We start from the raw sequence: 24,678 nt of genomic DNA, 5'->3' as shown, positions 1-24,678 counted from the left end.
GATGGTCGGTCAGCGCGAGACGACAAGCCCCTTGGTGGTGACGACCACCCAGCGGCCGTCCTGCTTGCGGATCGCGTCGACCTTGCCGAGGCCCGGCACGGGATCGCCGGCATAGACCTCGTAGAGGCCGCCGCGGCCCTCGATCAGCGCACCGCCACGACCGACGTCGCGCAGCACCCAGCCCTCGACGACCTTGGGCTTGGCGGCCTCCGCGCGGTTCGGCTCCGGACGAGCAGCGGCCTCCGCCCGCGCCGGCTCGGTCCGGCTCGCCTCTGCCCTTGCTGCCTCGGTCCTGGCTGCCTCGGCGCGGTTCGCCTCCTGGCGGCTCGCCACCCCCGCGGGCGGGGCCGCCGCATTGATCGCGCCCACCGCCTGCGGCACGGATGCCGCGCTATCACGTGACGCCGCCTGCTGCGATGTCGCGGAAGCCTGCGCGGCGCGCAGCCGGTCCACGGCCTCGCTCAGACGCTGCAGCTCGCTCGGCTTGGCCGACGATTTCGTCGACAGGTCACCCAGGATCTTCTCGAGCCGGTCGAGACGCTCGGCGGACTTGTTGAGCTCGACGAGGCTGGTCTGATTGGTCTGGTCGAGGCTCGCCTTCAGCGCGGCGACATCATTGTCGATCCGCGCCACCGTCGCGCCAAGCGTGGAATCCGCAGCCTCGCCGGCCGTCGCATCGGCCACGTCACCGCCGCCGGAGCGCGTGACGAATTTGGCGGTGACCAGACCACCGGCAACGCCGCCGACGACCATCGACAGCAGCAGGATCGCGGCCATGGCCGGAAGGCCGAGCCTCCCGTTCACGGCATGCGGAATCACGGCATGCGGAAGGGTCTGCGCCTGCGGAGGCGACGACGCCCCAGCGGCGCGAGCTGCCGTCGCGGCGGCCGCCGACTTGGGCGCCGCATCGACCTTGAACGGCTCGGTCTTGAACTTCGCCCTGGCCCAGGCTGCGGCCTTGTCGACGGCGGCAAGAGCACCAGCCTTGGTCAGCGGTCCGGCGACCGCCTGGACCGGCGTGACCGGACGCGGCGCGGACGCCTCTGGTTTGGCTGCGGATGCCGACTTGGCAACGGGCTCCGGCTTGGCAGCCGGCTCCGGTTTGACGGCCGGCTCGGGCCGGACGACGGCTTCCGTCTTGGTGGCAGTCACGGGCTTGATCGGCGCATCCGGCTTGATGGGCGCGTCCGGCTTCGGCGAGGTCGTAGCCATCGGACCCACCTTCGGCGCATTGGCCGCGAGCGTCGACAGCTTCGGCGTCTCGACCTTGAGGAGCTCGCCGGCCGCCGCCGCCTTGATCGGCTCCGACTTGACCGGTTCGGTCCTGATCAGATCCAGGATCGTCGAGGGAGATTTCGCAGCACTCGGGATCGCTCCGGCTTCGACCTTGCCCGGCGCCGTGCCCCTTGCCGCCTGCGACTTTGTCAGCTCGGGCTTGACCTTGTCGGACTTGCCCTTGTCGGATTTGACCAGGTCGAGCCGCGCAGGCTCGGGCTTGGCGCGCTCCAGCTTCACCGCCTCGATCTTGGCGGGCTCGATCTTGTCCGGCTCGGCCGTGACAACTTCGATCTTCGGCTGCTCGGGCTTGATCGTTCCGATCTCGGTGCCGGCCGTCATCCCGGTATTGATCGCTGGGCTGTTGAGCGCAGGGCTGTTGAGCGCAGACTTGGCGTCGGTCGTGGCGCCGTCCAATGCAACCGGTCCGGCCTTGGTGTCGAGCTGCGGCTCGGGCGCGGTCACCGCTTCCACGATTGCCGCCTTGGGGTCGATGCCCGGACGATCAGCCGCCGGCGCTTCGTGATCCGGCGCGATCATGGGCGGGGCCACCGCGGCGATCGTGGGCACGGCCGGATCGACTGCGTCCGGGGAGGCGGATGTCGTCAGGGCCGGGTCGACGCTCGCAGGGGCCGCGGCAGTCGTACCGGCCACGCCAAGGCTGGCCCGTTCGGGCTTTTGGTCGCTCACGTTCAGAGTCTCCGCATGACGTTGAGCACTTGGTAACCTTAGTTAGCGTTCGATTGATTGCCAAAATCTTACTTTTGCAAGGCTTACCTGAGTTTTAGGGATTCATACCGGGCGGATTTGCGCCGACAAAGTGGAGCAGATGTGGCGGGCGGTGCCCGAATATTCAGCTCTGGGCGGCCCGTCCGGAGGCAGCAAGCTCGATCGGCACGCGTCGCAGCGTGGTCGACGCGGAGTCAAACAGAGCCGCTCTCGCGGCGCGATTGCACCCGAGCTTTTGACCATCATTCCCTCCGCATCGGTCGGAGGGCGCAGGGAAGGCCGGGTGCCGACTGGCACCCGTGGCCCCCGTGCGGAAAGATTGCACGGGGCAGGAACCACAGGTTCAGCCGGAACGACCCGGCCCTCCCTGCGCGATGGCGTTACGGCTGCTTCGTAGTCTCCCCGGTGCGCCGGGCTTTCTGGTCACCGTCATCCGCACGAGGCGAAGCCTGCATGCGAACTTGACATCGGCATCGGGATGCCAGGACCCTACGACTTGACCGTCCGTACCGCGCTTGCTCGCCGGCCCGCTTGCGCAAAGCCCCAAGTCCGATACGGCCACCGCTCCCCGCTGCTACGCCTCGTGACGATCGGCCGAAACGTCCCTCTTCATCGCAGGCGGGATGGCCGGGATCATCGTCGTGATTTGCCCGACGCGACAAGGCCGCCAACGTGCGACAAACTGGCTCGACGGGCAGTTTGCGCATGACGGGATTGCGGAAATTGCCCGTCGGGTCAGTGGTCGATGGACGACTGTAGGCTTGCGAATGTTGTCAGTCTTGCAATGCCATCGACAGACGGAAGGCATGTTTGTCGGCCAACTGAACGCCAGTTCTCGACATCGGACGGCTGGCTGCCTGCTTGGCTGATAGGACGGGCCTGCACCAGAACCTTGAGGGAAGCGTTCGCCGAGCGAGGAACGAAAAACCGAAGAGGGCAACGCGCATGGATTATCAGCCGGCCATCAAAGGCGTGCGGCCCGATGATCTGGTGGGATATGCCGACGAGCTCGGCAACTTCCATATCGGCGGCGCCGGCCAAATGCCCCGAACCGGGATTCCGCTTCTACTACCGGGACGCGAATATGAATTCTGCTTCTACGCAGACAGCAAATATGAAGGCAGCAGCTACGACGTAGAGGTCACAATGACGAGCACTGATCGATTCACGGGCTCGGAGCGTGCAGATTGATCCAGAAGATCTTGATCGCACCACGCGGAACATGAGGCGCTTCTTTTCAGACCGCTGTTTTCTGATGCCGCGGATACCAATTCCTGCCGGGGAGCACTTTCGAAGCCTAAGGATGTTATGGCCCCCCAAGAGACCGGAACAACGATGACGGTCCCGCACTGTCAGCGAGATCGCCTCTGGTCGATACGCAATCATAGATTGCATATTGTGCCGTCCGGCCTCGCCGTTTTCGATGAACGCTCTGGTTGCTTTCGTAGACTAATACTCTGCGTTCGGACTATTTTTTCATTTCCAGCATTTCAAGGGGAGCACTCATGCGAAAGCTCATTTCTTCGATCGGATTTTTGTGCGCCGCACTTTTGATCCTGGCCTCGCCAGGGGCTCACGCGCAGGCGACGCGGACCTGGGTGTCCGGCGTCGGCGACGACGTCAACCCGTGCAGCCGCACGGCGCCCTGCAAGACCTTCGCCGGCGCGATCTCGAAGACCGCCGCCGGCGGTGAGATCGACGTGCTCGATCCCGGCGGCTACGGCGCCGTCACGATCACCAAGTCGATCACCATCGACGGCGGGGGGACCATGGCCTCGGTCCTGGCGTCGGCGACCAACGGCATCAATGTGAATGCCGGCGCCAACGATGTCATCATCCTGCGCAATCTGAGCATCAACGGCGCCGGCACGACCCTCGGCCTCAACGGCGTCAATTTTCTCGCCGGCCGAAAGCTCGTCATCGAGAACTGTACCTTCGAGAACTTCTCGCAAAGCGCAATCTCTGTCGCGCCGACCGGTGCGGCACAGGTGGTGATCGCGGACTCCTCGCTCAAGGCGTCGGCGTTCGGCGTCACGGTCACAACCGCCAATTCGAGCAGCGCAATCAGCGTGCTCGTCTCCAACACCAAGGCCATCGAAAATGGCAATGCCGGAATATCCGCGACGGTCCCGGCCGGAAAGCCGGGTATGGGGGTGTTTCTCGATCGGCTGACCTCCGAGTTCAACAACACCGGCGTTCTGGCAAGCGGCAGCGGCGCCATCGTGACGTTGGGAAATTCCGTCATCCAGGGCAATTCCAACGGCGTCGTCCAGACCGGCGGCGGCTCGGTCTCGTCCTTCAAGAACAACGCGATCAGCAACAACGGCGTCGACGGCACGCCGCTCACGGGGATCAGCCTGAACTAGCGGCGCCGTTGCGGGAAGCCCGGCATCTGGCGACCCGCGCCTGGCGGACATCGTGCAATCACATCAGCGAGGTCCTGTTGCCGGCGGGACCTCGCTCGATTGCCTCGATGCTGGCGCTCAGACGCCGGCGGCGGCCGCGTGCTGGGCCGCCATCTCGGCATCCGCGGCGGTGACGCGCTGGAACGCCGGCCGCTGGGTGATGCGCTCGGCATAGCGCACGAACACCTCCTTGCGCGGCACCACGCCGAACATCATGGTCCAGTTGAAGGCGACGCCCCACAGCACGTCGGCGGCGGTCATGCGCTCGCCGAGCAGATACGGCCCCTTGGCGAGCTGCTGCTCCAGCGCCCCCAGCATCGTGTCGTAATCGGCATAGGGCGACTGCGTGACCGGCGCGGGCTCGCGCTTCATGAAATGGTCGATCACGGCGGGCTCGAACGACGCGCCGTAATACGCGATCCAGCGCAGATAAGGTCCGCGCAGGGCATCGTCGACCGCCGGCGTCAGCCCCGCCTGGGGAAACAGATCGGCGAGATAGATGAAGATCGCGACCTGCTCGGTCACGATCTGGCCGCGATGTCCGATCGTCGGCACCTTGCCGAGCGGATTGACGGCCAGGAATTCCGGCTTGCGCTGCTCGCCCGCCTTCATGTTGAGGACGTGCAGATCATAGGGCGCGCCCAGCTCCTCGAGCAGGATGCGCGCGCCCGCGGCGCGGGTCTGCGGCGAGTAATACAGCGTGATCTTGTCGTCGGTGGTCATGTTGGTCTCCTCCCATTGCCGGCTGCGGTGGCGGGCTTGTCGCACACCATACCTGACAAGGCGTGTCAGGTATGTTTAAACAACGTCATGCGCGCGAGCCGGCTGCTCTCCATCCTCACCACCCTGCAGGCCAAGGGACAGGTCACGGCGCCCGAGCTCGCATCCGCCTGCGAGGTCTCGGTGCGCACGATCTATCGCGACATCGACGCGCTCGCCGCGGCGGGCATCCCGGTCTATGCCGAGCGCGGCGCCGAAGGCGGGTTCCGCCTGCTCGACGGCTATCGCGTGCGGCTGAACGGGCTGTCCCCGGCCGAGACCGATGCGCTGTTCATGGCGGGCCTGCCCGGCCCCGCCGCAGCCCTCGGGCTCGACGACGCGATGAGCGCGGCGCAGACCAAGCTGGTGGCAGCGCTGCCGCAGAGCCTGCGCGCCAATGCCGGCCGCATGCAGGCGCGCTTCCACCTCGACGCGCCCGGCTGGTTCGGCGAGGCCGAGGAGCCGCCGCATCTGCGCGCCATCGCCGATGCCCTGCTCGCCGAGCGGCAGATCGACATCCGCTACCAGACCTGGCGCGCCGAGAAGCGCCGCCGCGTCGCGCCGCTCGGCCTCGTGCTGAAGGGCGGCAATTGGTATCTCGCAGGAGGGGTCGAGCGCAGCGTGCGCACCTATCGCGTCGCGCGCATCCTTGACTGCACGGTGACGAACGAGAGTTTCGCGCGGCCCGCCGATTTCGACCTTGCCGCCTATTGGCGCGCCGCGACGGAGCGGCTGGAGGCGGAACTGCATCCGAAGACGGCCACGGTGCGCCTGTCACCGCTCGGTGTGAAACTGCTGGAAGTGTGGAGCCAGCCTTACGTGCGCGCCCGCATGCGCCTCGCCGACGAGGCCGATGCGCAGGGCTGGCGTATCGCGACGATCCCGACCGGGACGACGCTGTGGCACGCCGCGGGTGAATTGCTGCGGTTTGGCCCCGAGGCCGAGGTGCTCGATCCGCCGGAGTTGCGCGCGAAGATGGCCGAGCTGGCGCAGGCGATGGCGAAGCGCTACGGCGCCTGAGCTGCGACGGTGTGAGTTGTGGACGTATTTTCCATCCGCGTCGTTGCGAGCGCAGCGAAGCAATCCAGGGTGGAGGGCAGGACTCTGGATTGCTTGGCTGCGCTCGCAATGACGGGGCAAGAGGGGGCGCGCTCACATCCAGCTAGGATGAGCGCGACCGGCGAAGTGAGTGCGACTGGTACGATCAGCGCTACAGCACCACTGGCGCGTCGGGCAGCTCGTTCGTCTCTCCCGCATGCGGCGGAAAGTACCTGGCGAGCTCGCGCGACACGGCCGCGATGCCCTGCATCACGCCCTGCTCGAAGCGTCCGGCGCGGAACTCAGCCTCCATCGCGCGGCAGATCGTCTCCCAGCCCTCGGCGCCGACGCGGTGATGAATGCCGCGGTCGGCGATGATCTCGACGTCGCGATCAGCCAAGAGCAGGTAGATCAGGACGCCGTTGTTATCAGCGGTGTCCCAGATGCGCAATTGCGAGAACACGTCGAGCGCGCGCTCGCGCGGCGGCTGGTCGCGCCACAGCGGCCGGCCGTCGAGCGCGCCCTCGACGACGAAGCGGAGCTGGCCGGCATGGGTGCGCTCGCCGTCCCTGATCGCCTGCTCGATGCGGGCCAGCACGGCCGGCGTGAAGATGCGCTTGAGCTGCCAGTGATGATGCAGGAGATGCCGGCCGATCCGCCTGATGCCCATGGTCGCGCGCCCCGTCCTCACCAGCTGCCCGAGGCGCCGCCGCCGCCGAAACTGCCGCCGCCGCCGGAAAAGCTGCCGCTGTCGCTCGAACTGCCGCTGCTCCAGCCGCCGGATGACGAGCCGCTCGACCAGCCGCTGCCGCGGCGCCCGCCCGACGTCGGCATCGACGAGGACAAGCCGCCGGCGATGAAGGCAATGACGATGCCGGCCACGCTGGACAGCAGTGCGAGCGTGATCGAACCCACGAGCACCCAGGTCAGAATCCCCAGCGCGCCCCCGGTCGCAAGCGAACCCAGCAGCCGCCCCAACAAGGCCCGCAGCACGCCACCGAGAAAGATCGCACCGAAGAAGGCGACAGGTGCGAACGAGGAGATGGTGTCGATGTCGAGATCCGTGCCGTGCGAGGCCTGCGGCTGCGGCACCGGCAGACTCTCGCCATTGATCACGCCGATGATGCGGTCGACGCCGGCGTCGATGCCGCCGGCGAAATCGCCGCTGCGAAATCTCGGCGTGATGACCTCGTCGATGATGCGCCGCGCGGTGACGTCGGTGAGGCTGCCTTCGAGGCCGTAGCCGACCTCGATGCGCAGCTTGCGGTCGTTCTTGGCGATCACCAGCAGCGCGCCGTCATCGACCTTCTTGCGCCCGATCTTCCAGGTCTCGGCGACGCGGAGCGAAAACTGCTCGATGGTCTCGGGCTGCGTCGTCGGCACGATCAGCACCGCGACCTGGCTGCCCTTGCGGGTTTCCAGGTCCTTCAGCTTCTGCGTGAGGCCTGCGATGTCCGAGGAGGACAGCGTGCCGGTCTGGTCGACGACGCGGCCGGTGAGCTGCGGCACCGCCACGTCCGCCATCACGACCGTCGCGAGGCAGACGAACAGCGTCGCAAGCAGCGCCTTGAGGACCGGCAGCGCGCGCACGATTCCTTGGCTCCGGCTATTTCGACGGCGCGGGCGATGGCGCGTTGAAGTCGACCTTCGGCGCGACCGAGATCTCGCGCTCGTTCTCGACGGTGAAGTTCGCCTTTTCCTTGTAGCCGAGGACCATGGCGGTCAGGTTGTTCGGGAACGTTCGGATGCCGACATTATACTCCTGCACCGCCTTGATGTAGCGGTTGCGCGCCACCGTGATGCGGTTCTCGGTGCCTTCGAGCTGGGACATCAGGTCGCGGAACAGCGCGTCCGATTTGAGCTGCGGGTAGTTCTCGGTGACCACCAGCAGCCGCGACAGCGCGGAGGTCAGCTCGCTCTGCGCCGCCTGGAACTTCTGCAGCGCCGCGGGATCGTTGACGACGTCGGGCGTGGCCTGGACACTGCCGACCTTGGCGCGGGCGTTGGTGACGCCGAGCAGCACGTCCTTCTCCTGCTGGGCAAAGCCCTTCACGCTGTTGACCAGGTTGGGCACGAGGTCGGCACGGCGCTGATACTGGTTGACCACCTCCGACCAGGCCGCCTTGACCTGCTCGTCATTGGTCTGGATGGCGTTGTAGCCGCAATTGGTCAGGCTCAGCGTCATCAGCGCCGCCAGCACGGTCAGCAATCTCCGCATCGCGCGTCCCCCTCTTCATCCGGTTGTACCGCCTTCACACAGCACAGCTTTGGCGACGGCGCAATGACGGCAGCCGGCCGCCGGACATGGGTCGCGGCGGCCGGTGGGTCGGTTCAGGGAAGTTCCGGGGCTCAGGCAGCGTTGGAGGACATACCCTCCGCCGTCATTGCGAGCGCGAGCAATCCAGAGTCCCGCCCACCACCCTGGATTGCTTCGCTGCGCTCGCAATGACGGGCGGAGGCAGTTGAGACGCAATCTTGCAACCGACTCGCCGAACTCCCGCTCAACTGCCCTTGCGGTCGCGCAGCTGGGTCACAAACATGTCCTGCCAGCTCGCGGGCTTGACCTTGATCGAGCCGACGCCGTGCATGAACTCGGCGATCTTCAGCACGCCCTCGGGCGTCGCGGAGAACCAGGTGTCCTTGTCCTGCAGCATCTCCAGCACGTCCTCCTTGGTGGTCTTCACCTTGGCGGTGCGGGCGTAGATCTCGGCCGCGGCAGCCTTGTCGTTGGCGATCAGCGTGCAGGCCTCGTCGAGCGCGTCGAGGAACGCCTGCACGACCTTGGGATTGGCGTCGACGAAGCGCTTGGGCGCGAACACCACGTCCATCGTCATCCGTCCGAGCACGTCGGCGGAATTGGCAACGCGGCGGATCTTCGAATCCTTCAGCTCGATGTAGGAGAACGGCGGGGAGGTGAAATGCGCCGTGATCTCGGTCTTGCCCGAGGTGAGCGCCGCCAGCGCCTCCGGATGCGGCAGGCCGACGGTCATCGGATCGAGCTTGGCGTAGTTCTCCTTGCCGAACTCCTGCGCTGCCATCATCTGCAGCATGACCGCCGACAGCGAGGTCTTGATGCCCGGCAGGGCGATCTTGTCGCTCGGCTTGAAATCCTTCAGCGACTTGATCTCGGGATTGTTGGTGTTCATCCACAGCGAGGTGGAGCTGAGGCCGCTGACGCCGACCACCTCCACCGCCGGAATGCCCTTGGCCTTGGCCCACAGCGTGATGAAGCCGGGCGCACCGGTGCCGGCGATGTCGAGCGAGCCGGCCATCATCGCGTCGTTGATGATGTTGCCGCCGTCGAGCATCTGCCAGTTCACCTTGAACGGACCGAGCCCGGCCTTCTCGGCCTGCTTCTCCATCAGCTTCTGATCTTCCATCACGATCAGCGGCAGATAGAGGATGCCGTAGCCCTTGGAGAGCCTGATCTCCTTGACCTCGGCCTGCGCGGCGGTGGCGCCGAGCAGCGCGGCGAGGCCGAGCGCGGCGGCCGTGAATGATTTGCTCCAGGACATGGTCGTCTCCTTCCTTGTTGTTGTGCTTATAACTCGAAATTCAGTGCTGCATGCCCCAGCGCCGCACCGTCTTGCGCTCGATGGTGGCGAACACGACGTTCTCGACGACGAGGCCGATGAAGATCACGGTGAACAGCCCGGCGAACACGTTCGCCGTCTCCAGCTGGTTGCGGTTCTCGAAGATGAACCAGCCGAGCCCGCCCGAGCCGGAGGACACGCCGAACACCAGCTCGGCCGCGATCAGGGTGCGCCAGGCGAAGGCCCAGCCGACCTTCAGGCCGGTGAGGATGGCCGGAAAGGCCGCGGGGATCAGGATGAAGCGCACCAGCTTCAGCCCGCGCAGGCCGTAGTTCAGGCCGACCATGCGCAAGGTGTTCGACACCGAGCGGAAGCCGGAATGGGTGTTGAGCGCGATCGCCCACAGCACCGAATGCACCAGCACGAAGATGATACTGCCCTTGCCGAGGCCGAACCAGATCAGCGCCAGCGGCAGCAATGCGATCGCCGGCAGCGGGTTGAACATCGAGGTCAGCGCCTCCAGCATGTCGGCGCCGATCCGCGAGCCGATCGCGATCGTGGTCAGCACGGCCGCCAGCGCGATGCCGATGCCGTAGCCGATCAAGAGCGTCTCCAGCGACACCAGGGTGCGCGCAGGGATGATACCGTTGCCGATGTTCTCGAAGAAGGCTGAGAGCGTATCGGTGAAGGTCGGAAACAACAGGGGATTGCCGAGCCACAGGCCATAGGCCTGCCACAGCGCGGCGAGCGCCATCAGGATGATGGCCTTGCGGACCGCACCGATGCGGTAGATGCGTTCCAGCCAGGACAGGCTCGCCTCGACCTTGACGTCACCGAGGGGCGTGTCTGCATTGACGATTTCGGGGCGCAGCGCCAGCGTCTCGCTCATGGATGCTCTCCTCGTCTCTAGTGATGGCCGAACAGCATGTCGTTGATGCGCCCTTCGAGCGCGACCTGTTCCGGCGAGCCCATCGTGCCCGGCGGCACGCTGTTGAGCTCGGCGCGGACGCGGCCGGGATGCGGCGACAGCAGCAGGATGCGGGAGCCGATCTTGATCGCCTCCTCGATCGAATGCGTCACGAACAGCACGGTGAAGCGGGTGTCCTGCCAGAGCTGCAGCAGCTCATCCTGCATCTTGCGCCGGGTCAGCGCGTCCAAGGCGGCGAACGGCTCATCCATCAACAGCACGTCGGGCTCCATCGCCATGCCCCTGGCGATCGCGACACGCTGCTTCATGCCGCCGGAGAGCATGTGCGGATAGGAGTCGATGAACTTGGTCAGGCCGACCTTGTCGATATAGGACTTCGCCCGCTCGTTGGCCTCGGCCGTGCCGAGCCGGCCGCTGGCGGTCAGCGCGAACACGACGTTCTCGCGCACGGTCTTCCACGGCAGCAGCTGGTCGAACTCCTGGAATACCATCATGCGGTCCGGGCCGGGCTCGCTGACGTCGTGGCCCTTGAGCCGGATGCGGCCCTCGGTCGGCTTCAGATAGCCGCCGATCGCCTTGAGAAGCGTGGATTTGCCGCAGCCGGAGGGGCCGAGCAGCACGAAGCGGTCGGCATCGAACACCTTGAAATCGACGCGATAGGTCGCCGTGACCAGGGTGTCCGGCGTCTTGTACTGGAGCGTCACGCCCTCGACCGAGAGCAGCGGCTCGAACTGAGATGGCGATTGATGGACGGTCATCGTCCTCCCCTCCTCTATATTGCAGTGCGAAATTTCGCCTGGTGCACTTCGGCGCCCTTATTCGAAGTGATAGAGGAGGAGACTGACGCGAACCTGACTCCGAGGCGGACAACGAGACCTTGCGCATCCTGCTGGTGGAAGACACGCCCGAGATCGGCGCCGCCGTGACCAGCCGGTTCGAGCGGATCGGCTACGCCGTCGACTGGGAGAAGGACGGCCGCACCGCGAGCGAGCTGATCGAGGTGCAGACCTATGACCTCATCGTGCTCGACGTGATGCTGCCGAACATGGACGGCTTCGCGGTGCTGAAACATTTGCGCAAGCGCGGCCTGCGCACGCCGGTGCTGGTGCTGACCGCGCGCTCGGCGGTCGACGACCGGATCGGCGCGCTCGATCTCGGCGCCGATGACTACCTGATCAAGCCGTTCGACTATCGCGAGCTCGAAGCGCGCGCCCGTGCGCTGCTCCGGCGTGCGGCCGGCCAGTCCGACAATCTGCTGACTCTGGGGCCGCTGGTGATCGACCGCGCCGGGCGCACCGCCAGCGTCGCCGGCCAGCCGCTGGACCTGACGCGGCGCGAGCTGACCGTGCTGGAAATCCTCGCCGCACGTCCCGGTCGCTACGTCGCCAAGGAGGAGCTGGTCGAGCAGCTCTTCAGCTTCGACCAGGACCCGAGCCCCAACGCAGTCGAGCAGTTCATCGCGCGTCTCCGGCGCAAGCTGGCGGCGACGTCAGTCGAAATCAAGACCGAGCGCGGCCTTGGCTATCAGCTCCACGCTTCGTGACCTCAGGGCGTCGCTGCGCGCGCGGCTGCTGATCGCGATCGGCGCGATCCTGGCCATCGGCGCCGTCGTGCTCAGCCTCGCCGCTTGGCAATATGCCGCGACCGCCGCGCGCGACGCCTATGACAAGCTGCTCGCGGGCGGCGCCGTGCAGATCGCCGAGAACATCTACATGCAGGGCGGCGTCGTGACGCTGGATCCGCCGGCGGCAGCGTTTGCGACATTGTCGGCCTATGACCTCGTGTTCTATCGCGTCACCGATCCGCGCGGCGTCGTCATCGCCGGCTATGACGACCTCGCCGTCACCGCGCCCGCCAGGGCGCTGCGCGAGGGCGTGGTGCTGCGCGACGGCGTCTATCGCGACCAGGCCGTGCGCATCGCCGCGGTGGCGCGCAAGCTCGACGGCGCGCCTGGCGACGGCTGGAGCCTGATCGTGCTGGCGCAGACCCTGCGCGCCCGCGACGCGCTGACCTGGGATCTTGCCTCGAAGGCGATCGGCCTGATCGCGGCGATGAGCCTGCTGGCGCTGGTCGCGACCGCGCTGTGCCTGCGGCTGGTGTTCGCGCCGCTGACGCGGATCGAGGCCGAGATCGTCAAGCGGCGCCCCGATGATCTCAGCCCGATCGCGATCACGCCGCCGCGCGAGGTGCGCGCGCTGGTCGGCGCCATCGACGGCTTCATGCAGCGCCTCGCCGAGCGCATCGCGCTGATGCAGCGCTTCATCGCCGACGCCACGCACCAGCTGCGCACGCCGCTCGCGGCCATCGATGCCGAGGTCGAGCTGCTGAGCGATCACACCAAGGACCCGAAGGCGCTCGACCGGCTGCGCGGCCGCATCGCCGACCTCGCCCGTCTCACCAGCCAGTTGCTCGATCACGCCATGATCCAGCACCGCGCCCAGGCACCACGGTTCGTTGCGACCGATATCAACGCGCTGGCGAAATCGGTGTTGTCGCAGAGCGTCCCGCTGACGCTGGATCGGGAGGTTTCCGTCAGCTTTGTCGCCTCGGAGGATGACGCGGTGGTTGCCGCGGACGCCATCAGCCTACGCGAAGCGCTCGCCAATCTGATCCACAATGCGCTGGCGCATGGGGCGGCAACGCGGCTGATGGTGCGCGTGGAGAGAACGACAGCGCATGTGGTGATCATCGTCTGGGATGATGGGCCGGGCATCGCGGCGGAGGCGCAGGCGGGATTGCTGGTGCCCTTTCAGAAGGGCGACGGCTCGCATGGATCGGGGCTTGGGCTTGCGATCGCCAAGGACGTCGCGGAGGCCCACGGCGGAAACCTGCGGTTTGCGGGCAGCGCGGGCGACTTCAGCGTGATCCTGGAACTACCACCCCAGCCCCATGGCTAAACCTTTAGTTGTTTCATTACACGCCCGTTCTGAAATCAACGGTATGTCGTTCCCAGCATCAGGGGAACCACCATGGTACGGCTTGCCGTTCTAGGAATTGTTGCAGCGGCCAGTCTCTCATGCACCGCACCGGCAACCGCCGCGGATCAGGACGGCGAATGCGCGAAGTCCCTGCTCAGGACCTCCCCCGAGATCGTCATTGCGGCCTGCTCCCGAATCCTTGCCGAGCCCAACACATCCTCGGCCGAGCGTGGCCGCGCCCTCTCGGTTCGAGGCTCGGGCTACTATCACACGAAGCGGTGGGACTTTGCAGCGAAGGATTACGATGCCGCCATCGCGCTGATGCCGACCGATGAAGAACTGCTGCTGTCCCGCGCGACGACGGCGTCCCGTCTCGGCGATCTCACACTGAGCCACTCACTCATCGAGAAGGTCCTGACGCTCAATCCGTCCAATCCGAATGCGATCTGGCGCGTCGGCGCCTCCTATGCAGACGCCGGCGACGACCGCTCCGCGATCCGCTATTATGACATGGCCTTGGCGATCGCGCCGAGAAACCAGTATGCGCTGCTGCTCAGCAGCGACAGTCATCAGCGTTTGCGCCGCTTCGACGAAGCGCTGAAGACCGCTGACGCGCTGGTTGCGCTCGGTCCCGACGAGATCAATCTGCAGCCCTATTTCGACGGCTATGGTAACCGGCTCGACTTCTACATCGTCGCTCTGAAGAACCGCGCGCGCATTTACTGGACAGTCGGCCAGTTTGACCGTGCAGAGCAGGACTTGAACGCTGCCGTAACCTATCGACGGATTCCCCTGTCGCTCACGGCACGGGGCCACTTGCTCACCTACAGACCCGGACGAGAGCAGGAGGCGTTTGCCGACCTGCAGGAAGCCAAATCGCTCGGGTCCGAGCAATATGAGACCTTCTTCGACCTCGGGCTCATCCACGCCAAGCGTCAGCAATTCCGCGAGGCGATCGCCGAATTCGATCGTGCCGCGGCGATTGATCCGCCATCCGGCGAGGCGTTCCGCATGCGTGCACTGATGCATCGGGAACTCGACGAGACCGATCTCGCGTTCGACGACATGGTGCTGGCCGTGAGCATCGAAGAGTCGGTGCTCAAGCGGACCGTTCTGGCGCTGCGCACCGCCGGCTATTGGCGCTCGAACCAGGCGCCTGACGAACTGACGCCCGACTTCAAGGACGCGATCCGCGCCTGCATGCTCGACAAGCTCTGCAAGTGAGTCCTCCGATGACATCCCGCATTCGCTCCGCCGTCCCGCTCATCCTGATCGCCGGGCTGCTGGGCACGCCCTCTCTCGCCGAAGACATGCTTGGAACGGCGGGCCCGATCCGCTCCTTCGGCTTCGGAACATGCAAGCTGCCCTATCCGGCGAGAGCCCGCGGCGAATGTGATCCGCCGGAAGTTTCAGCAACACTGCCGGCGGATGTCCGTTCGCAGCAGCGCGTCGTTCGCGCGCGTCAGCTCACCGAGATCGCCAGGCTGCCGCAGGCGATCGCCGAGCTTGATACCGCCATTACCGAGCAGCCCGGCAACGTGCCGGCGCTGCTGCTCCGCGCCCGCCTAAGGATACCCGCCCAGCTGACCGAGGCCACGCGCGACGTGAAGGCGGCGCTGCAGGCCGCCCCTGAGAATGCCGACGCGCTGGCGACCATGGCCTTCATCCTCATCGGTCAGGACGATCAGGCCGCGCTTCAGTTGGCCACCGACGCCCTCGTCCGCAACCCGCCATCGGTCGATGCGCTCTGGATCCGGGCCATCCTTGCAAACCGAAGCGGCCGGCCGGAGCAGTCGGAGGCGGATCTCGATCGGGCCATCGCAATCGAGCCCGACGATCGGCGAAGCCGCATGACACGCGCCGAGATCAGGCTGCAGACCGGCAAGGCGGCTGGCGCCAAGGAGGATCTCGATGCGATCCTCGCGGCGGGGTCTGATCTCCAGGCGCTGCAGATGCGGGCGACGATACTGGCCGGGCTGGGAGACGACAGCGCAGCGCTTGCCGACCTGAACAAGGTTCTCGGTCCGCCCGGACAGCGGGTGCTTCCCGGCCCGGCCCGACCCGACCTCGTCAACATGTTCGTGCAGCGCGCCTTGATCCTCACCCGCACCGGACGAGAGCCGGATGCCAGGCAGGACCTCGAAACCATCGTCGCGCTGGGCGGCAATCGCGCGATCCTGCAGATGCAGGTCTACCTGCGGGGTCATGGCTTTCCGGACCTCGCTCTGAACGGCAAACGGTCCGACCAGCTCGACGACGCGCTGCGCGCCTGCTTCATCAACAGTGCATGTGGCCGCGGCATCGCCATCCGCGGGTAGCATCTCGTCTGCGGTGGCCTGACCGCCGCATCCTCAATGCCGGCAAGCGGCAGACGGATGCGGCGGTCTGAGAAGTGAAGTTATGCTTACGCCGCCGCCTTCTTGGCCTTCGCATCCCGGATCGCCGCCCATACCTTCTCAGGCGTCAGCGGGGTCTGCAGATTGGTGATGCCCAGCTCGAACAGCGCGTCCATCACGCCATTGGTGACGCAGGGCGGGCCGCCGATGGCGCCGGATTCGCCGCAGCCCTTGGCGCCCAGCGGGTTGGTCTTGCAGGGCGCGGAATCATCGAGCGTGACGACGATCGGCGGCACGTCGTCGGCGCGCGGAATGCAGTAGTCCTGATAGGTCGCGGTCAGGAGCTGGCCATCGGCATCGTAGGCGACGTTCTCGTACAGCGCCTGGCCGATGCCCTGGGCGACGCCGCCATGGATCTGGCCGGCCACCAGCATCGGATTGACGGCAACGCCGACGTCGTCGACGGTGGTGTAGCGCACGACACGGCTGATGCCGGTCTCCGGATCGATCTCGACCTCGCAGATATGGGTGCCGTTCGGCCAGCTCGGACCATCGACCTCGCCCTCGCTGTCGACCGACAGCTTGGCGCCCTGCTCCTTCTGCGCGATCTCGAACAGGCTGATGCGGCGGTCGGTGCCGACGACGGTGAGGACGCCGTCGCGATACTCGATGTCCTCGACCGCGGTCTCCAAGAGGTTCGACGCCTTCTCGCGCGCCTTGCTGATGAGATCGTTGGAGGACACCGCCACCGCGGTGCCGCCGACGAAGAGCGAGCGCGAGCCGACGCTGCCGAAGCCGGTGGCGAGATCGGTGTCGCCCTGCACCACGTCGATCTTGTCGAGCGGGATGCCGAGCGTGTCGGAGATCATCTGGGTGTAGGTGGTCTGCAATCCCTGCCCCATCGCCATGGTGCCGGAGTGCAGGATGACGCGGCCCTCGGAGGTCGCGTGCAGCGACACCTTCTCCGTGTGGGCGCGGCCGCCGGTCCATTCGATGTAGGAGGTGAGGCCGCGGCCGTAGAGCATGCCGCGCTTCTTCGCTTCGCGCTTGCGCGCATTGAAGCCGTCCCAGTCCGCAAGCTTGGACGCGCGCTCCAGCATGTGGGCAAAGGCGCCGGAATCATAGACCTGGCCGACGGCGTTGGTGTAGGGCAGTTGCGCCGGCTTGATGTAGTTGGCCTTGCGGATCGCGCGCGGATCGATCCCGATCTGGCGCGCGGCCGCGTCGAACAGGCGCTCCACGATGAACACCGCCTCGGGACGCCCGGCGCCGCGATAGGCACCGACCGGCGCGGTATGCGTCATCACGGTCTTCACCTCGAAATGCACCAGCGGCAGGTCATAGACACCGGTCTGCACGAACGGCCCGAGCACCAGCGGAATGATGTTGGCCGCACCCGATGAATAGGCGCCGGTGGCGCCGATCGAGCGCACGCGATAGGCCAGCACCTTGCCCTTGGCGTCCAAAGCGAACTCGGCGGTCGAGGTGAGGTCGCGGCCATGCGTGCCGCCGACGAACTCGTCGGTGCGCTCGGCGCGCCAGCGGATCTTCTTGCCGAGCTTGGTCGCGGCATAGGCGACGATGCCGTCCTCAGGATAGAGGTTGGTCTTCTGGCCGAAGCCGCCGCCGATGTCGCCGACCAGCACGCGCACACTTTCCTTCGGCCGCTTCAGCACGGCTTCCGCCAGCACGTCACGGGTCGAGGCCGGCGTCTGCGACTGCACGTACAGCAGCAGCCGGCCGGTCTTCTTCTCGATCTCGGCAATGGTCGAGCGCGGCTCCATCGCCGAGGGCACCAGGCGCTGGCTGGCAATGTCGAGCGACACCTTGTGCGCGGCGCTGGAGAAGGCCTCTTCCACCTTGGCGGCATCGCCATAGCTCATCGCGGCAACGATATTGTCCGGCGCCTCGGCCCAGACGACGGGCGCACCCGGCTCGAGCGCCTTCACCGGATCGGTCACCGCCGGCAGCACCTCGTAGTCGACGACGATCGCTTCCGCCGCTTCCTGCGCGATCGTGCGCGACGCCGCGACCACGGCCGCGACCGCCTCGCCGGTGAAGCGGACGACCTCATGGGCGAGCAGGCGGCGCGGCGGCACCGTCATCGGCTTGCCGTCGGGACGCTTGAAGATCGCCAATGTCGGAATGGTGCCGACATCGTCGGCGACGAGGTCCGCACCGGTGTAGATCGCCTGCACGCCCGCGATCTCGCGGGCGGCGGCGGTGTCGATCGACAGGATCCTGGCATGCGCATGCGGGGAGCGCAGCACGTAGAGCCACAGCGCGCCGTCCTCCGCCTTGTCGTCGATGAACTGCCCCTTCCCGGTCAGCAGCCGCTGGTCCTCCAGACGCTTGACGGGCTGCCCCGCACCAAACCGCATATTGTTGGGAAGAATGTTCATTCGGGAATCCTTGGTCAGTTCAATGTAATTGCATGGGGTTTTAGCGGATCGATGTTCCGCTGGCCAAGCCATGATTGTGCTGGTGCGTCATACCGCACTGTCATGCCCGGGCTTGGCCCGCCTGCGCAGCCGAAACGCTTCGGCCCAGCGAAGGCCCGGGCATCCACAGTCCCGTCTCCGTTTGGGATGGATGGCCGGGTCAAGCCAGACCAACGTCACGCCAGGCTGCGCAGCACCTCTTCGACGACCTTGCGCTGCTCGGGCGAGAGCGGGGCCTGCGGCGGCACGGGATCGCCGACGTCGTACCCCTGGATCGACAGGCCGGCCTTGATGCAGGCCGCGAGGTTGAAGCGGGCGAAGGCCTCGTTGACGCGCCACAGCTTCTTCTGCAGCAGCATCGCATCGTCCCAGCGCGACGCCCTGCAGAGATTGTAGAGTTCGACGCTCTGGCGCGGAATGATGCAAGCCGGCCCGGCCATCCAGCCCTTGCCGCCGATCAGCATCACCGCCGCCGGAATGTGCGAGGACGCCGCGAACACCTTGATGGCGTCGCTGCAGCGATTGATGATCGACAACAGCCGGCCGGTGTTGGTGGACGCGTCCTTGATGTAGTTGATGCGCGGATGCTCGGCGAGATCAGCGATGACGTCGAGCGACAGGTCGGAGCGCTGGAACTGGGGATTGGTGTAGATGACGACGGGAACGTCGACGGCATCGGCAATCGCCCGGAAATACGCCTTGATACCGGCGTCGTTGACCGGGAAGTAGGCTTCGAGCACCGCCAGGATGCCGGTTGCGCCGCGCCTCTGGTAAGCCTTGGCCTGCGCCACCGCATCAGCGATCGCAGTCGAGGCCACGCCTGCGATCACGGGAACGCGGCCCTGGGCGGCCTCGATGGTTGTCTCGACGACGGTCATGCGCTGCGCGCGGTCGAGATAGGCGAACTCGCCGGTCGAGCCGAGCGGCGTCAGGCCGTGCACGCCGGCATGGATGAGATCATCGCACAGCCGCCCCAGCACCTCCGTCCGGATCGTGCCATCCGCGCCGATCGGCGAGGCCAGGTAGGGGAAGACACCATGAAATTCAGTCATGCGGCCGGTATAGCGGCCGGGCCGCCGCCTCCGCAAGCACGCGCATGATCGCGGGCAGCCCCCTCTGCACTGAGTGCTTCCAGCGACGCGTCCGTCCGGGCGGAACCTGGCTCGCGCGGGCGGGTGCAACGGTGTCACACTGCTGCAGAAATCGCATGTTGTCGCTCACAACTGACCTGCCGATCAGTTCGCGTTAAACCCAGCTTCAAACTTCTTCTTCACCATGGAGGAAGGTCCGGCGGCAGAGGCGATGAGAAAGCAGCGATTCAATCTGCGATTGCGCGCACCATGACGAGGAAGGGCGAACGCGGTGGCGTCAAACACGGCAAAAATGGCTACGAACTTCGCCATTTTCAGTCATTTTTCCGCCGGATTGACCAACCATCATGCCAAGCGGAAACAGTTAGTACGAGTGCTCCAGCGTAAATTCGCCGTAGGAATTTCGATCGGAGACGAGGGAAGCCTGCAGCGAGAACGGCGATGAAGACGCTTTACGATTTACTCGGAGCTCTTCCGGACGATGACGCTGACGATATCCGGGCGGCCTTCCGCAAAGCGGTCAAAGAGAGCCACCCCGACGTCAATCCCGGCGATCCGGACGCCGCGCTGCGGTTTCGACAGATCATCCGCGCCAACGACATTCTCGGCGACAAGGAGCAGCGCACGGCCTATGACCGGCTGCTCGGAGCCGCGCAGGACGAGCATCGGCAGGATTCCAAGCTCGCGGTCGTCGCCAGGGTTCACACGGTCGCGTCCGGCGTGATGGCGCTGGCCGGGGCGTCCGCCTTGGCGCTGACGGGCTACCTGCTGTTCACGCACATGTCCTCGGCGTCCGTCGCGCCGCTCGAGCCGATCGTGGTTGCCACCAACAAGGTGAAGCCGAACGAGGTTCCCGCCAAGCCGATCGATGGCCCCGCCGATGCGGCGACGGCCGTCGACGCGGCCGCAGGCAACGAGGCGGCTGCCGGCACAACGGTCGGAAACGCATCGGGCAGCAACAACGCGGCGTCCACCGAGCCACTGCCGCTGCGGGCCAGCAAGGTCGACGTGGTCTATTCGGCCGAGCAGGATCGCGCGCCCTGTGCGGCAGGCGCCACCGCACCATGCGGAGCAGATGCCATGCTCGCCGGGGGTACGGCCTCGAACGAGGCCCAGGCCCATCACGATCGTGGCATGGCCGCGTTCCAGAAGGGCGATTTCGCGGCGGCGCTGGCCGATCTCGACGCGGCGATCCAGCTCGATCCCCGCTACCATGAGGCCTATATCGACCGCGGCATCGTGTTCTATCGCATGCGCAAATTCGACCGCGCCTTTGCCGACGTCGCGGCCGCAAAGCGCATCGAGAAGACGAACCGCGCCGTGCTCGACGCGATGGCGAAGCGTCAGCCGCTGCGGCCGCTGAAGCTCGACCCGCCAAAATCCGACATCAAGGCGGAAACGCCGAAGGCAGAATCGCCGAGAGTGGCAGCGGCGGCGCCGATGCCCTCGCGGATGTCGACGGCGACGCCGGTCTATCCAACCAGCGACCCCAGCCGCGCCCCCTGAGCGATTGACGAAGATTTAAGGTAACTCCGAACCTTCGTCGCGCGAATCGTTCGCGCCCATCAACTGTTAGGAAAGGTGTCCCATGGTGGTCCCATGGGACATGGGCTGCTTTCCAGATTCATCCATCCGAACCCGGCGATCCGGCGCGAGCTCGTCGATCTGCTGTACACGTCTCTGCCGCAGGTCATGTCGATCAACGCGGCCGCCATCACCGGCTCGGTCACGCTTGCGGTCCTGCACGGCGATCCCGGCTACATCGCGATCTCATTCGCGATCATCGTCAACGCCATCGGTCGCGTGGTCAGCCTGCTGCGCTACAAACAATATGCGGGACGCCTGTCCGATCGCGACGTGATCCTCTGGGAGAAGGTGTACGCCGCGGGCGCCGCCGCCTTCGGCCTTGCGCTCGGCGCTCTCACCTTCCGCGCGTTCCAGCTCAACGATGCTCCGGGCGCATGGATCGCCTTCGGCCTGTCGATGTCCTATTGCGTCGGCATGGTGTCGCGCGCGGCGATCCGCCCGTGGGTCGTGCTGACGACAACCGCCGTGCTGCTCGCCCCGACGCTCGTCGCCGGGTTGATGCGCCCGGAGCTGCCCTATCAGCTCGGGGCCGTCCTGCTGGTGCTGTTCTGGTTCTCGATCCGCGAAGCCTCGCGCCATCTCAGCACCGCGTTCATCGAGCGGCTCGAGGCCAAGCACGCGCTGGCCCGCCAGGCCAACCATGATTTCCTGACCGACCTGCCCAACCGGGCGGCCTTCCTGGCTGCGCTTGAACGCACGACCGGGACTGTCGCGATCGTTGCCATCGATCTCGATGGCTTCAAGCCCGTCAACGACCGCCACGGTCACCACGCTGGCGACGACCTGCTGCGTCAGGTCGCAGCCCGGCTGTCGAGCTGTGTCGGCCGGGGCGGTCTCGCCGCGCGCTTCGGCGGCGATGAGTTCATGCTGCTGAAGCCGGTGGCGAGCGGCGCGGACGGACGCGACGAGGCGCTGGCGCTCGCGCGCGAGGCGGTCCGCTCGCTGTCGATGCCGTTCCTGCTGTCCGACATTCCCGTGGTGATCGGCGCCAGCGCCGGCCTGCTGGTGAACGACCGGCCGCTCACGGACGAGTCCATGGACGAGGTTCTGCGCCAGGTCGACAGCGCACTCTACGCCGCCAAGCGCGCCGGGGGCGGCTGCTGCACCTGGGCCGAAGCTGCGGACGGCGCGTTGCGGCAGGCGGGCTGACGCGCGGCCTTCGATCTCAGGCGAGGATCATCTCGCGCAGCAGCGCGTCGATCTCCCCGGCGTCGAGCTCACCTTCGCGTCCGATCAGCACGAGCTGCGCCGTGAGGCCATCGGCGGGCGACACCGGCGACGGCGCCAAGGTGCCACGCGTCGCCACCGACTGAAACAGGATCGGCTGTCCCGGATGGTCGGTGAACAGCAGGATGCCCTTGATGCGCAGGGTGCGCGGCGCGAGCTTTCCGATCACCTGCTGGAAGCGGGCCAGCGACAGCGGAGCACGGGAGGTCCAGGTGAGGGTTGCGAAAGGTTGCGACATCGTCGGCACCTGCTTGGGTAGCTCTCGCGGCGCGCGAATGTCGCGGCTGAACAGCAGGTCCGGCGCGACGACGCCATGCGATATCTCGAAGATCGCCGATTGCGGCTTGATGCCGCCGACGACGCCGCGGACCGCATCGAGCGCGGCGCGGTCGAGCAGATCGGCCTTGGTCAGCAGCACGAAATCGGCGGCGCGCAGTTGCGAGCGCCACAGCGCGTCCTGCTCGATCCCGGGATCATCGCGCAGCCGCTGCGGATCGACCAGCGTGACCACGGTCTCCAGCGGCGCGACCCTGAAGATCACGGGATCCATCAGGCTGCGGATGATCTCGGCGGGATCGGAGATGCCCGATGTTTCGATCACGATCGCATCGGGTGCCGGATCGCGCTTGATGACGGAGGACAGCGTGCGCAGCAGGTCGCCCTGCAGCGAGCAGCAGATGCAGCCGTTCTTGAGGCTGATCACGCCTTCGGTGACGGTGCCGAGCAGTTGCGCGTCGACGTCGACCGCGCCGAAGTCGTTGACAACGGCGGCGATGCGCCGCCCGCCCGGATTGGCGAGCAGATGATTGAGCAGGGTCGTCTTGCCGGCGCCGAGCGAGCCGGCAACCAGCAGGACCGGGACGTTCATGACAGGACCGGACGGCGCACGGCCTGTCCCGGCCTGACGTCGCGAACGAGCTCGCCATTGGCGATGACCGCGCGGCCATTGACAAGCAGATGCCTCACGCCCTCGGACGGCCGGTTCATGTTGAGGAAGTCGGCGCGGTCACGCAGGCCCACGAGATCGAGCACCGCGATGTCGGCGTCGCAGCCGGCCTGCAGCCGTCCCTTCTTGCGCATCGCGGGCGTCGACGGTTCCAGAATCCGGGCCGGAATCAGCGTGCACTTGGCGAGGCCCTCCATCAGCGGCACCGCCTTGCGGTCCAGCACCCATTCGCGCAGGAATTTGGTGAACGTCGCCGATGAGCGCGGATGCGACACCGCGTCATCCGGCAGCGGCCAGGCGTCGCCGGTGTAGTCGGTGCCGTTGGACAGGATCCACGGCATTGCATCGGAAGCGATGGCGCCGCCCGGAAACAGCACGGAGACGTCGAGCAGGTCGCGGTGGCGCTGGTTGACGGCGACATCGAGGAAATGGATCAGCACCAATGCGCCAGGATCGTCCTGCTGCCGCGCGAGCAATTCGTCGCGGCTGCCGAGCCGGTGGCGCTCGGCCACCATCTCGATCGCGTCATAGCCGGTGCCCATGCGCTGGCAGAACGCGGGGTCGGCGAAGAAGCCGGCGCCAACCACGGTCGAGCCGGTGCCGTAGGGATAGGCTTCAGTCGTGACCTTCAGGCCCTGCTTCTGCGCGGTCTGCACCAGTTCGGCGCAGCGCTCGACATCCTGCAGGCTCGTGCTGTTGAAATGGCAGATGTGCATGTGGGCGCCGGTCGAGCCGGCCAGCCCGATCAGCCGCGTGTAGGCATCGACCGAGCTGCGCGGATCGACGTTCGACATGTAGGCGATGTGCGTGTAGGTCGGCACATCGTGCCTGGCCGCCAGGCTGCACAGCTCCGACAGCTCCTTCATGCCGGTGCCGGGCGCGTAGGCGTTCGGGAAGGCGATGCCGAGACCGCCCTGCTCCAGACCCTGCCGGGTGCGCTCGACGATCTCGGCGGTCTCGGCCGCGGTCGCGACCTCCTCGACCCATCGCTTGTCGCGCATCGCCTCGCCCATGCCGGCGATGTTGGACGCGGTCTGCTGGGTCGTCATCGTCGCGATGCGCGCGAACACCCAGCCCGACGCTGCGCCGTAATTCAGAAGGCGGCCGATCGCCGCCTGCTCGTCATACCAGCGCGCCACCGGCATCACGCCGATCTCGAGCTCGAGCGTCGTGGTGACGCCGTCGAACGCCTGCATGCGGTCCGCCGGCAGCGACTGGCCGTGGGCGTGCAGATCGATGAAGCCGGGTACGACGGCGAGGCCGGCCGCATCGACCACCTGATCGGCAGCCCCGCCGACATCGCCCACGGCAGCAATTGCGCCATCCTTGATGGCGACATCGGCCGTGGCGTCGAGCTTCGTTTCCGGGTCGAGCACGCGACCGCCGCGAATGATCAGATCGTAGTGAGGCATGAAATCAGCTGGGCTCGCGAAGTGGAACTGCTGAAAGCCCTAACACAGATGCG

Annotated in this window: 22 protein-coding genes; 9 read left to right on the top strand and 13 right to left on the bottom strand. The window is 66.5% G+C overall.

The annotated features are described in order from the left end of the window. Positions 1-9 precede the first annotated feature (9 nt). The gene (locus ACQR1X_RS07000; RefSeq protein ID WP_434898559.1) at positions 10-1,965 is read right to left on the bottom strand and encodes a hypothetical protein; all 1,956 of its coding nucleotides are present in this window, start codon (positions 1,963-1,965) and stop codon (positions 10-12) included. A gap of 984 nt (positions 1,966-2,949) precedes the next feature. Here ACQR1X_RS07000 and ACQR1X_RS06995 point away from each other — a divergent pair. Further along, on the top strand, positions 2,950-3,195 hold the full coding sequence (locus ACQR1X_RS06995; RefSeq protein ID WP_434898558.1) for a hypothetical protein: 246 nt from the start codon (positions 2,950-2,952) through the stop codon (positions 3,193-3,195). Between the two features lie 314 nt (positions 3,196-3,509). Then, positions 3,510-4,370 carry a right-handed parallel beta-helix repeat-containing protein gene (locus ACQR1X_RS06990; RefSeq protein WP_434898557.1) on the top strand — a complete coding sequence of 287 codons (861 nt, stop codon included), beginning with the start codon at positions 3,510-3,512 and terminating at the stop codon, positions 4,368-4,370. 117 nt (positions 4,371-4,487) lie between these two features. Here ACQR1X_RS06990 and ACQR1X_RS06985 read toward each other — a convergent pair whose 3' ends face one another. Further along, the gene (locus ACQR1X_RS06985; RefSeq protein ID WP_434898556.1) at positions 4,488-5,132 is read right to left on the bottom strand and encodes a glutathione S-transferase family protein; all 645 of its coding nucleotides are present in this window, start codon (positions 5,130-5,132) and stop codon (positions 4,488-4,490) included. 87 nt (positions 5,133-5,219) lie between these two features. Here ACQR1X_RS06985 and ACQR1X_RS06980 point away from each other — a divergent pair, with 87 nt between their 5' ends. Beyond that, positions 5,220-6,188: a helix-turn-helix transcriptional regulator gene (locus ACQR1X_RS06980; protein ID WP_434898555.1), complete on the top strand. Its 969-nt coding sequence runs from the start codon at positions 5,220-5,222 to the stop codon at positions 6,186-6,188. Between the two features lie 190 nt (positions 6,189-6,378). On the opposite strand, the gene ACQR1X_RS06975 is transcribed toward ACQR1X_RS06980, so the two are convergent. The 6 genes from ACQR1X_RS06975 to ACQR1X_RS06950 form a co-directional block, all read right to left on the bottom strand. Beyond that, positions 6,379-6,876 (bottom strand): TPM domain-containing protein, encoded by a 498-nt coding sequence (locus ACQR1X_RS06975; RefSeq protein WP_434898554.1) that lies wholly within the window; start codon positions 6,874-6,876, stop codon positions 6,379-6,381. Between the two features lie 17 nt (positions 6,877-6,893). Then, complete coding sequence (locus ACQR1X_RS06970; protein ID WP_434898553.1) at positions 6,894-7,796, bottom strand: TPM domain-containing protein; 903 nt, start codon at positions 7,794-7,796, stop codon at positions 6,894-6,896. 16 nt (positions 7,797-7,812) lie between these two features. Beyond that, positions 7,813-8,424: a LemA family protein gene (locus tag ACQR1X_RS06965; protein WP_434898552.1), complete on the bottom strand. Its 612-nt coding sequence runs from the start codon at positions 8,422-8,424 to the stop codon at positions 7,813-7,815. 283 nt (positions 8,425-8,707) lie between these two features. Then, a complete protein-coding gene (locus ACQR1X_RS06960) occupies positions 8,708-9,721 on the bottom strand; it encodes an ABC transporter substrate-binding protein (RefSeq protein WP_316216543.1) in 1,014 nt (337 codons plus the stop codon). Positions 9,722-9,761: 40 nt separating this feature from the next. After that, on the bottom strand, positions 9,762-10,628 hold the full coding sequence (locus ACQR1X_RS06955) for an ABC transporter permease (protein WP_315804830.1): 867 nt from the start codon (positions 10,626-10,628) through the stop codon (positions 9,762-9,764). Between the two features lie 17 nt (positions 10,629-10,645). After that, the gene (locus ACQR1X_RS06950; protein ID WP_316177392.1) at positions 10,646-11,425 is read right to left on the bottom strand and encodes an ABC transporter ATP-binding protein; all 780 of its coding nucleotides are present in this window, start codon (positions 11,423-11,425) and stop codon (positions 10,646-10,648) included. Between the two features lie 119 nt (positions 11,426-11,544). Here ACQR1X_RS06950 and ACQR1X_RS06945 point away from each other — a divergent pair, with 119 nt between their 5' ends. From ACQR1X_RS06945 to ACQR1X_RS06930, 4 genes are all read left to right on the top strand, one after another. Further along, entirely contained in the window at positions 11,545-12,210 is a 666-nt protein-coding gene (locus ACQR1X_RS06945; RefSeq protein WP_011924536.1) for a response regulator transcription factor, read from the top strand. After that, positions 12,185-13,564, top strand: coding sequence for a sensor histidine kinase (locus tag ACQR1X_RS06940; RefSeq protein WP_434898551.1), 1,380 nt, complete (start codon positions 12,185-12,187; stop codon positions 13,562-13,564). Before ACQR1X_RS06945 ends, ACQR1X_RS06940 begins: the two co-directional genes overlap by 26 nt. A gap of 72 nt (positions 13,565-13,636) precedes the next feature. Then, on the top strand, positions 13,637-14,809 hold the full coding sequence (locus tag ACQR1X_RS06935; protein ID WP_315804827.1) for a tetratricopeptide repeat protein: 1,173 nt from the start codon (positions 13,637-13,639) through the stop codon (positions 14,807-14,809). Positions 14,810-14,817: 8 nt separating this feature from the next. Next, entirely contained in the window at positions 14,818-15,903 is a 1,086-nt protein-coding gene (locus ACQR1X_RS06930; RefSeq protein WP_434898550.1) for a tetratricopeptide repeat protein, read from the top strand. Between the two features lie 86 nt (positions 15,904-15,989). On the opposite strand, the gene ACQR1X_RS06925 is transcribed toward ACQR1X_RS06930, so the two are convergent. The 3 genes from ACQR1X_RS06925 to ACQR1X_RS06915 form a co-directional block, all read right to left on the bottom strand. After that, positions 15,990-18,323, bottom strand: coding sequence for a xanthine dehydrogenase family protein molybdopterin-binding subunit (locus ACQR1X_RS06925; RefSeq protein WP_434895018.1), 2,334 nt, complete (start codon positions 18,321-18,323; stop codon positions 15,990-15,992). Between the two features lie 215 nt (positions 18,324-18,538). Continuing rightward, positions 18,539-19,414, bottom strand: a complete 876-nt coding sequence (locus ACQR1X_RS06920) for a dihydrodipicolinate synthase family protein (protein ID WP_434895017.1) — start codon at positions 19,412-19,414, stop codon at positions 18,539-18,541. A 183-nt stretch (positions 19,415-19,597) separates the two neighbouring features. After that, on the bottom strand, positions 19,598-19,765 hold the full coding sequence (locus tag ACQR1X_RS06915) for a hypothetical protein (RefSeq protein WP_315804823.1): 168 nt from the start codon (positions 19,763-19,765) through the stop codon (positions 19,598-19,600). Between the two features lie 129 nt (positions 19,766-19,894). Between ACQR1X_RS06915 and ACQR1X_RS06910 the strand changes: the two genes are divergently transcribed. After that, positions 19,895-20,959, top strand: a complete 1,065-nt coding sequence (locus ACQR1X_RS06910; protein ID WP_434846179.1) for a DnaJ domain-containing protein — start codon at positions 19,895-19,897, stop codon at positions 20,957-20,959. 93 nt (positions 20,960-21,052) lie between these two features. Continuing rightward, the gene (locus ACQR1X_RS06905) at positions 21,053-22,189 is read left to right on the top strand and encodes a GGDEF domain-containing protein (protein WP_316238115.1); all 1,137 of its coding nucleotides are present in this window, start codon (positions 21,053-21,055) and stop codon (positions 22,187-22,189) included. Between the two features lie 16 nt (positions 22,190-22,205). On the opposite strand, the gene ACQR1X_RS06900 is transcribed toward ACQR1X_RS06905, so the two are convergent. Both ACQR1X_RS06900 and ACQR1X_RS06895 read right to left on the bottom strand, forming a co-directional pair. Beyond that, positions 22,206-23,135: a CobW family GTP-binding protein gene (locus ACQR1X_RS06900; protein WP_434895016.1), complete on the bottom strand. Its 930-nt coding sequence runs from the start codon at positions 23,133-23,135 to the stop codon at positions 22,206-22,208. Continuing rightward, the gene (locus ACQR1X_RS06895) at positions 23,132-24,625 is read right to left on the bottom strand and encodes an amidohydrolase family protein (protein ID WP_410051914.1); all 1,494 of its coding nucleotides are present in this window, start codon (positions 24,623-24,625) and stop codon (positions 23,132-23,134) included. Before ACQR1X_RS06895 ends, ACQR1X_RS06900 begins: the two co-directional genes overlap by 4 nt. Positions 24,626-24,678 lie beyond the last annotated feature (53 nt).

It is taken from the genome of Bradyrhizobium sp. HKCCYLRH3073 (assembly GCF_051167995.1).
In the GTDB taxonomy this organism is placed as follows: Bacteria; Pseudomonadota; Alphaproteobacteria; order Rhizobiales; family Xanthobacteraceae; genus Bradyrhizobium.
Note: the sequence above shows the minus strand (reverse complement) of the source record. Positions and strands in the feature narration are given on the sequence as shown.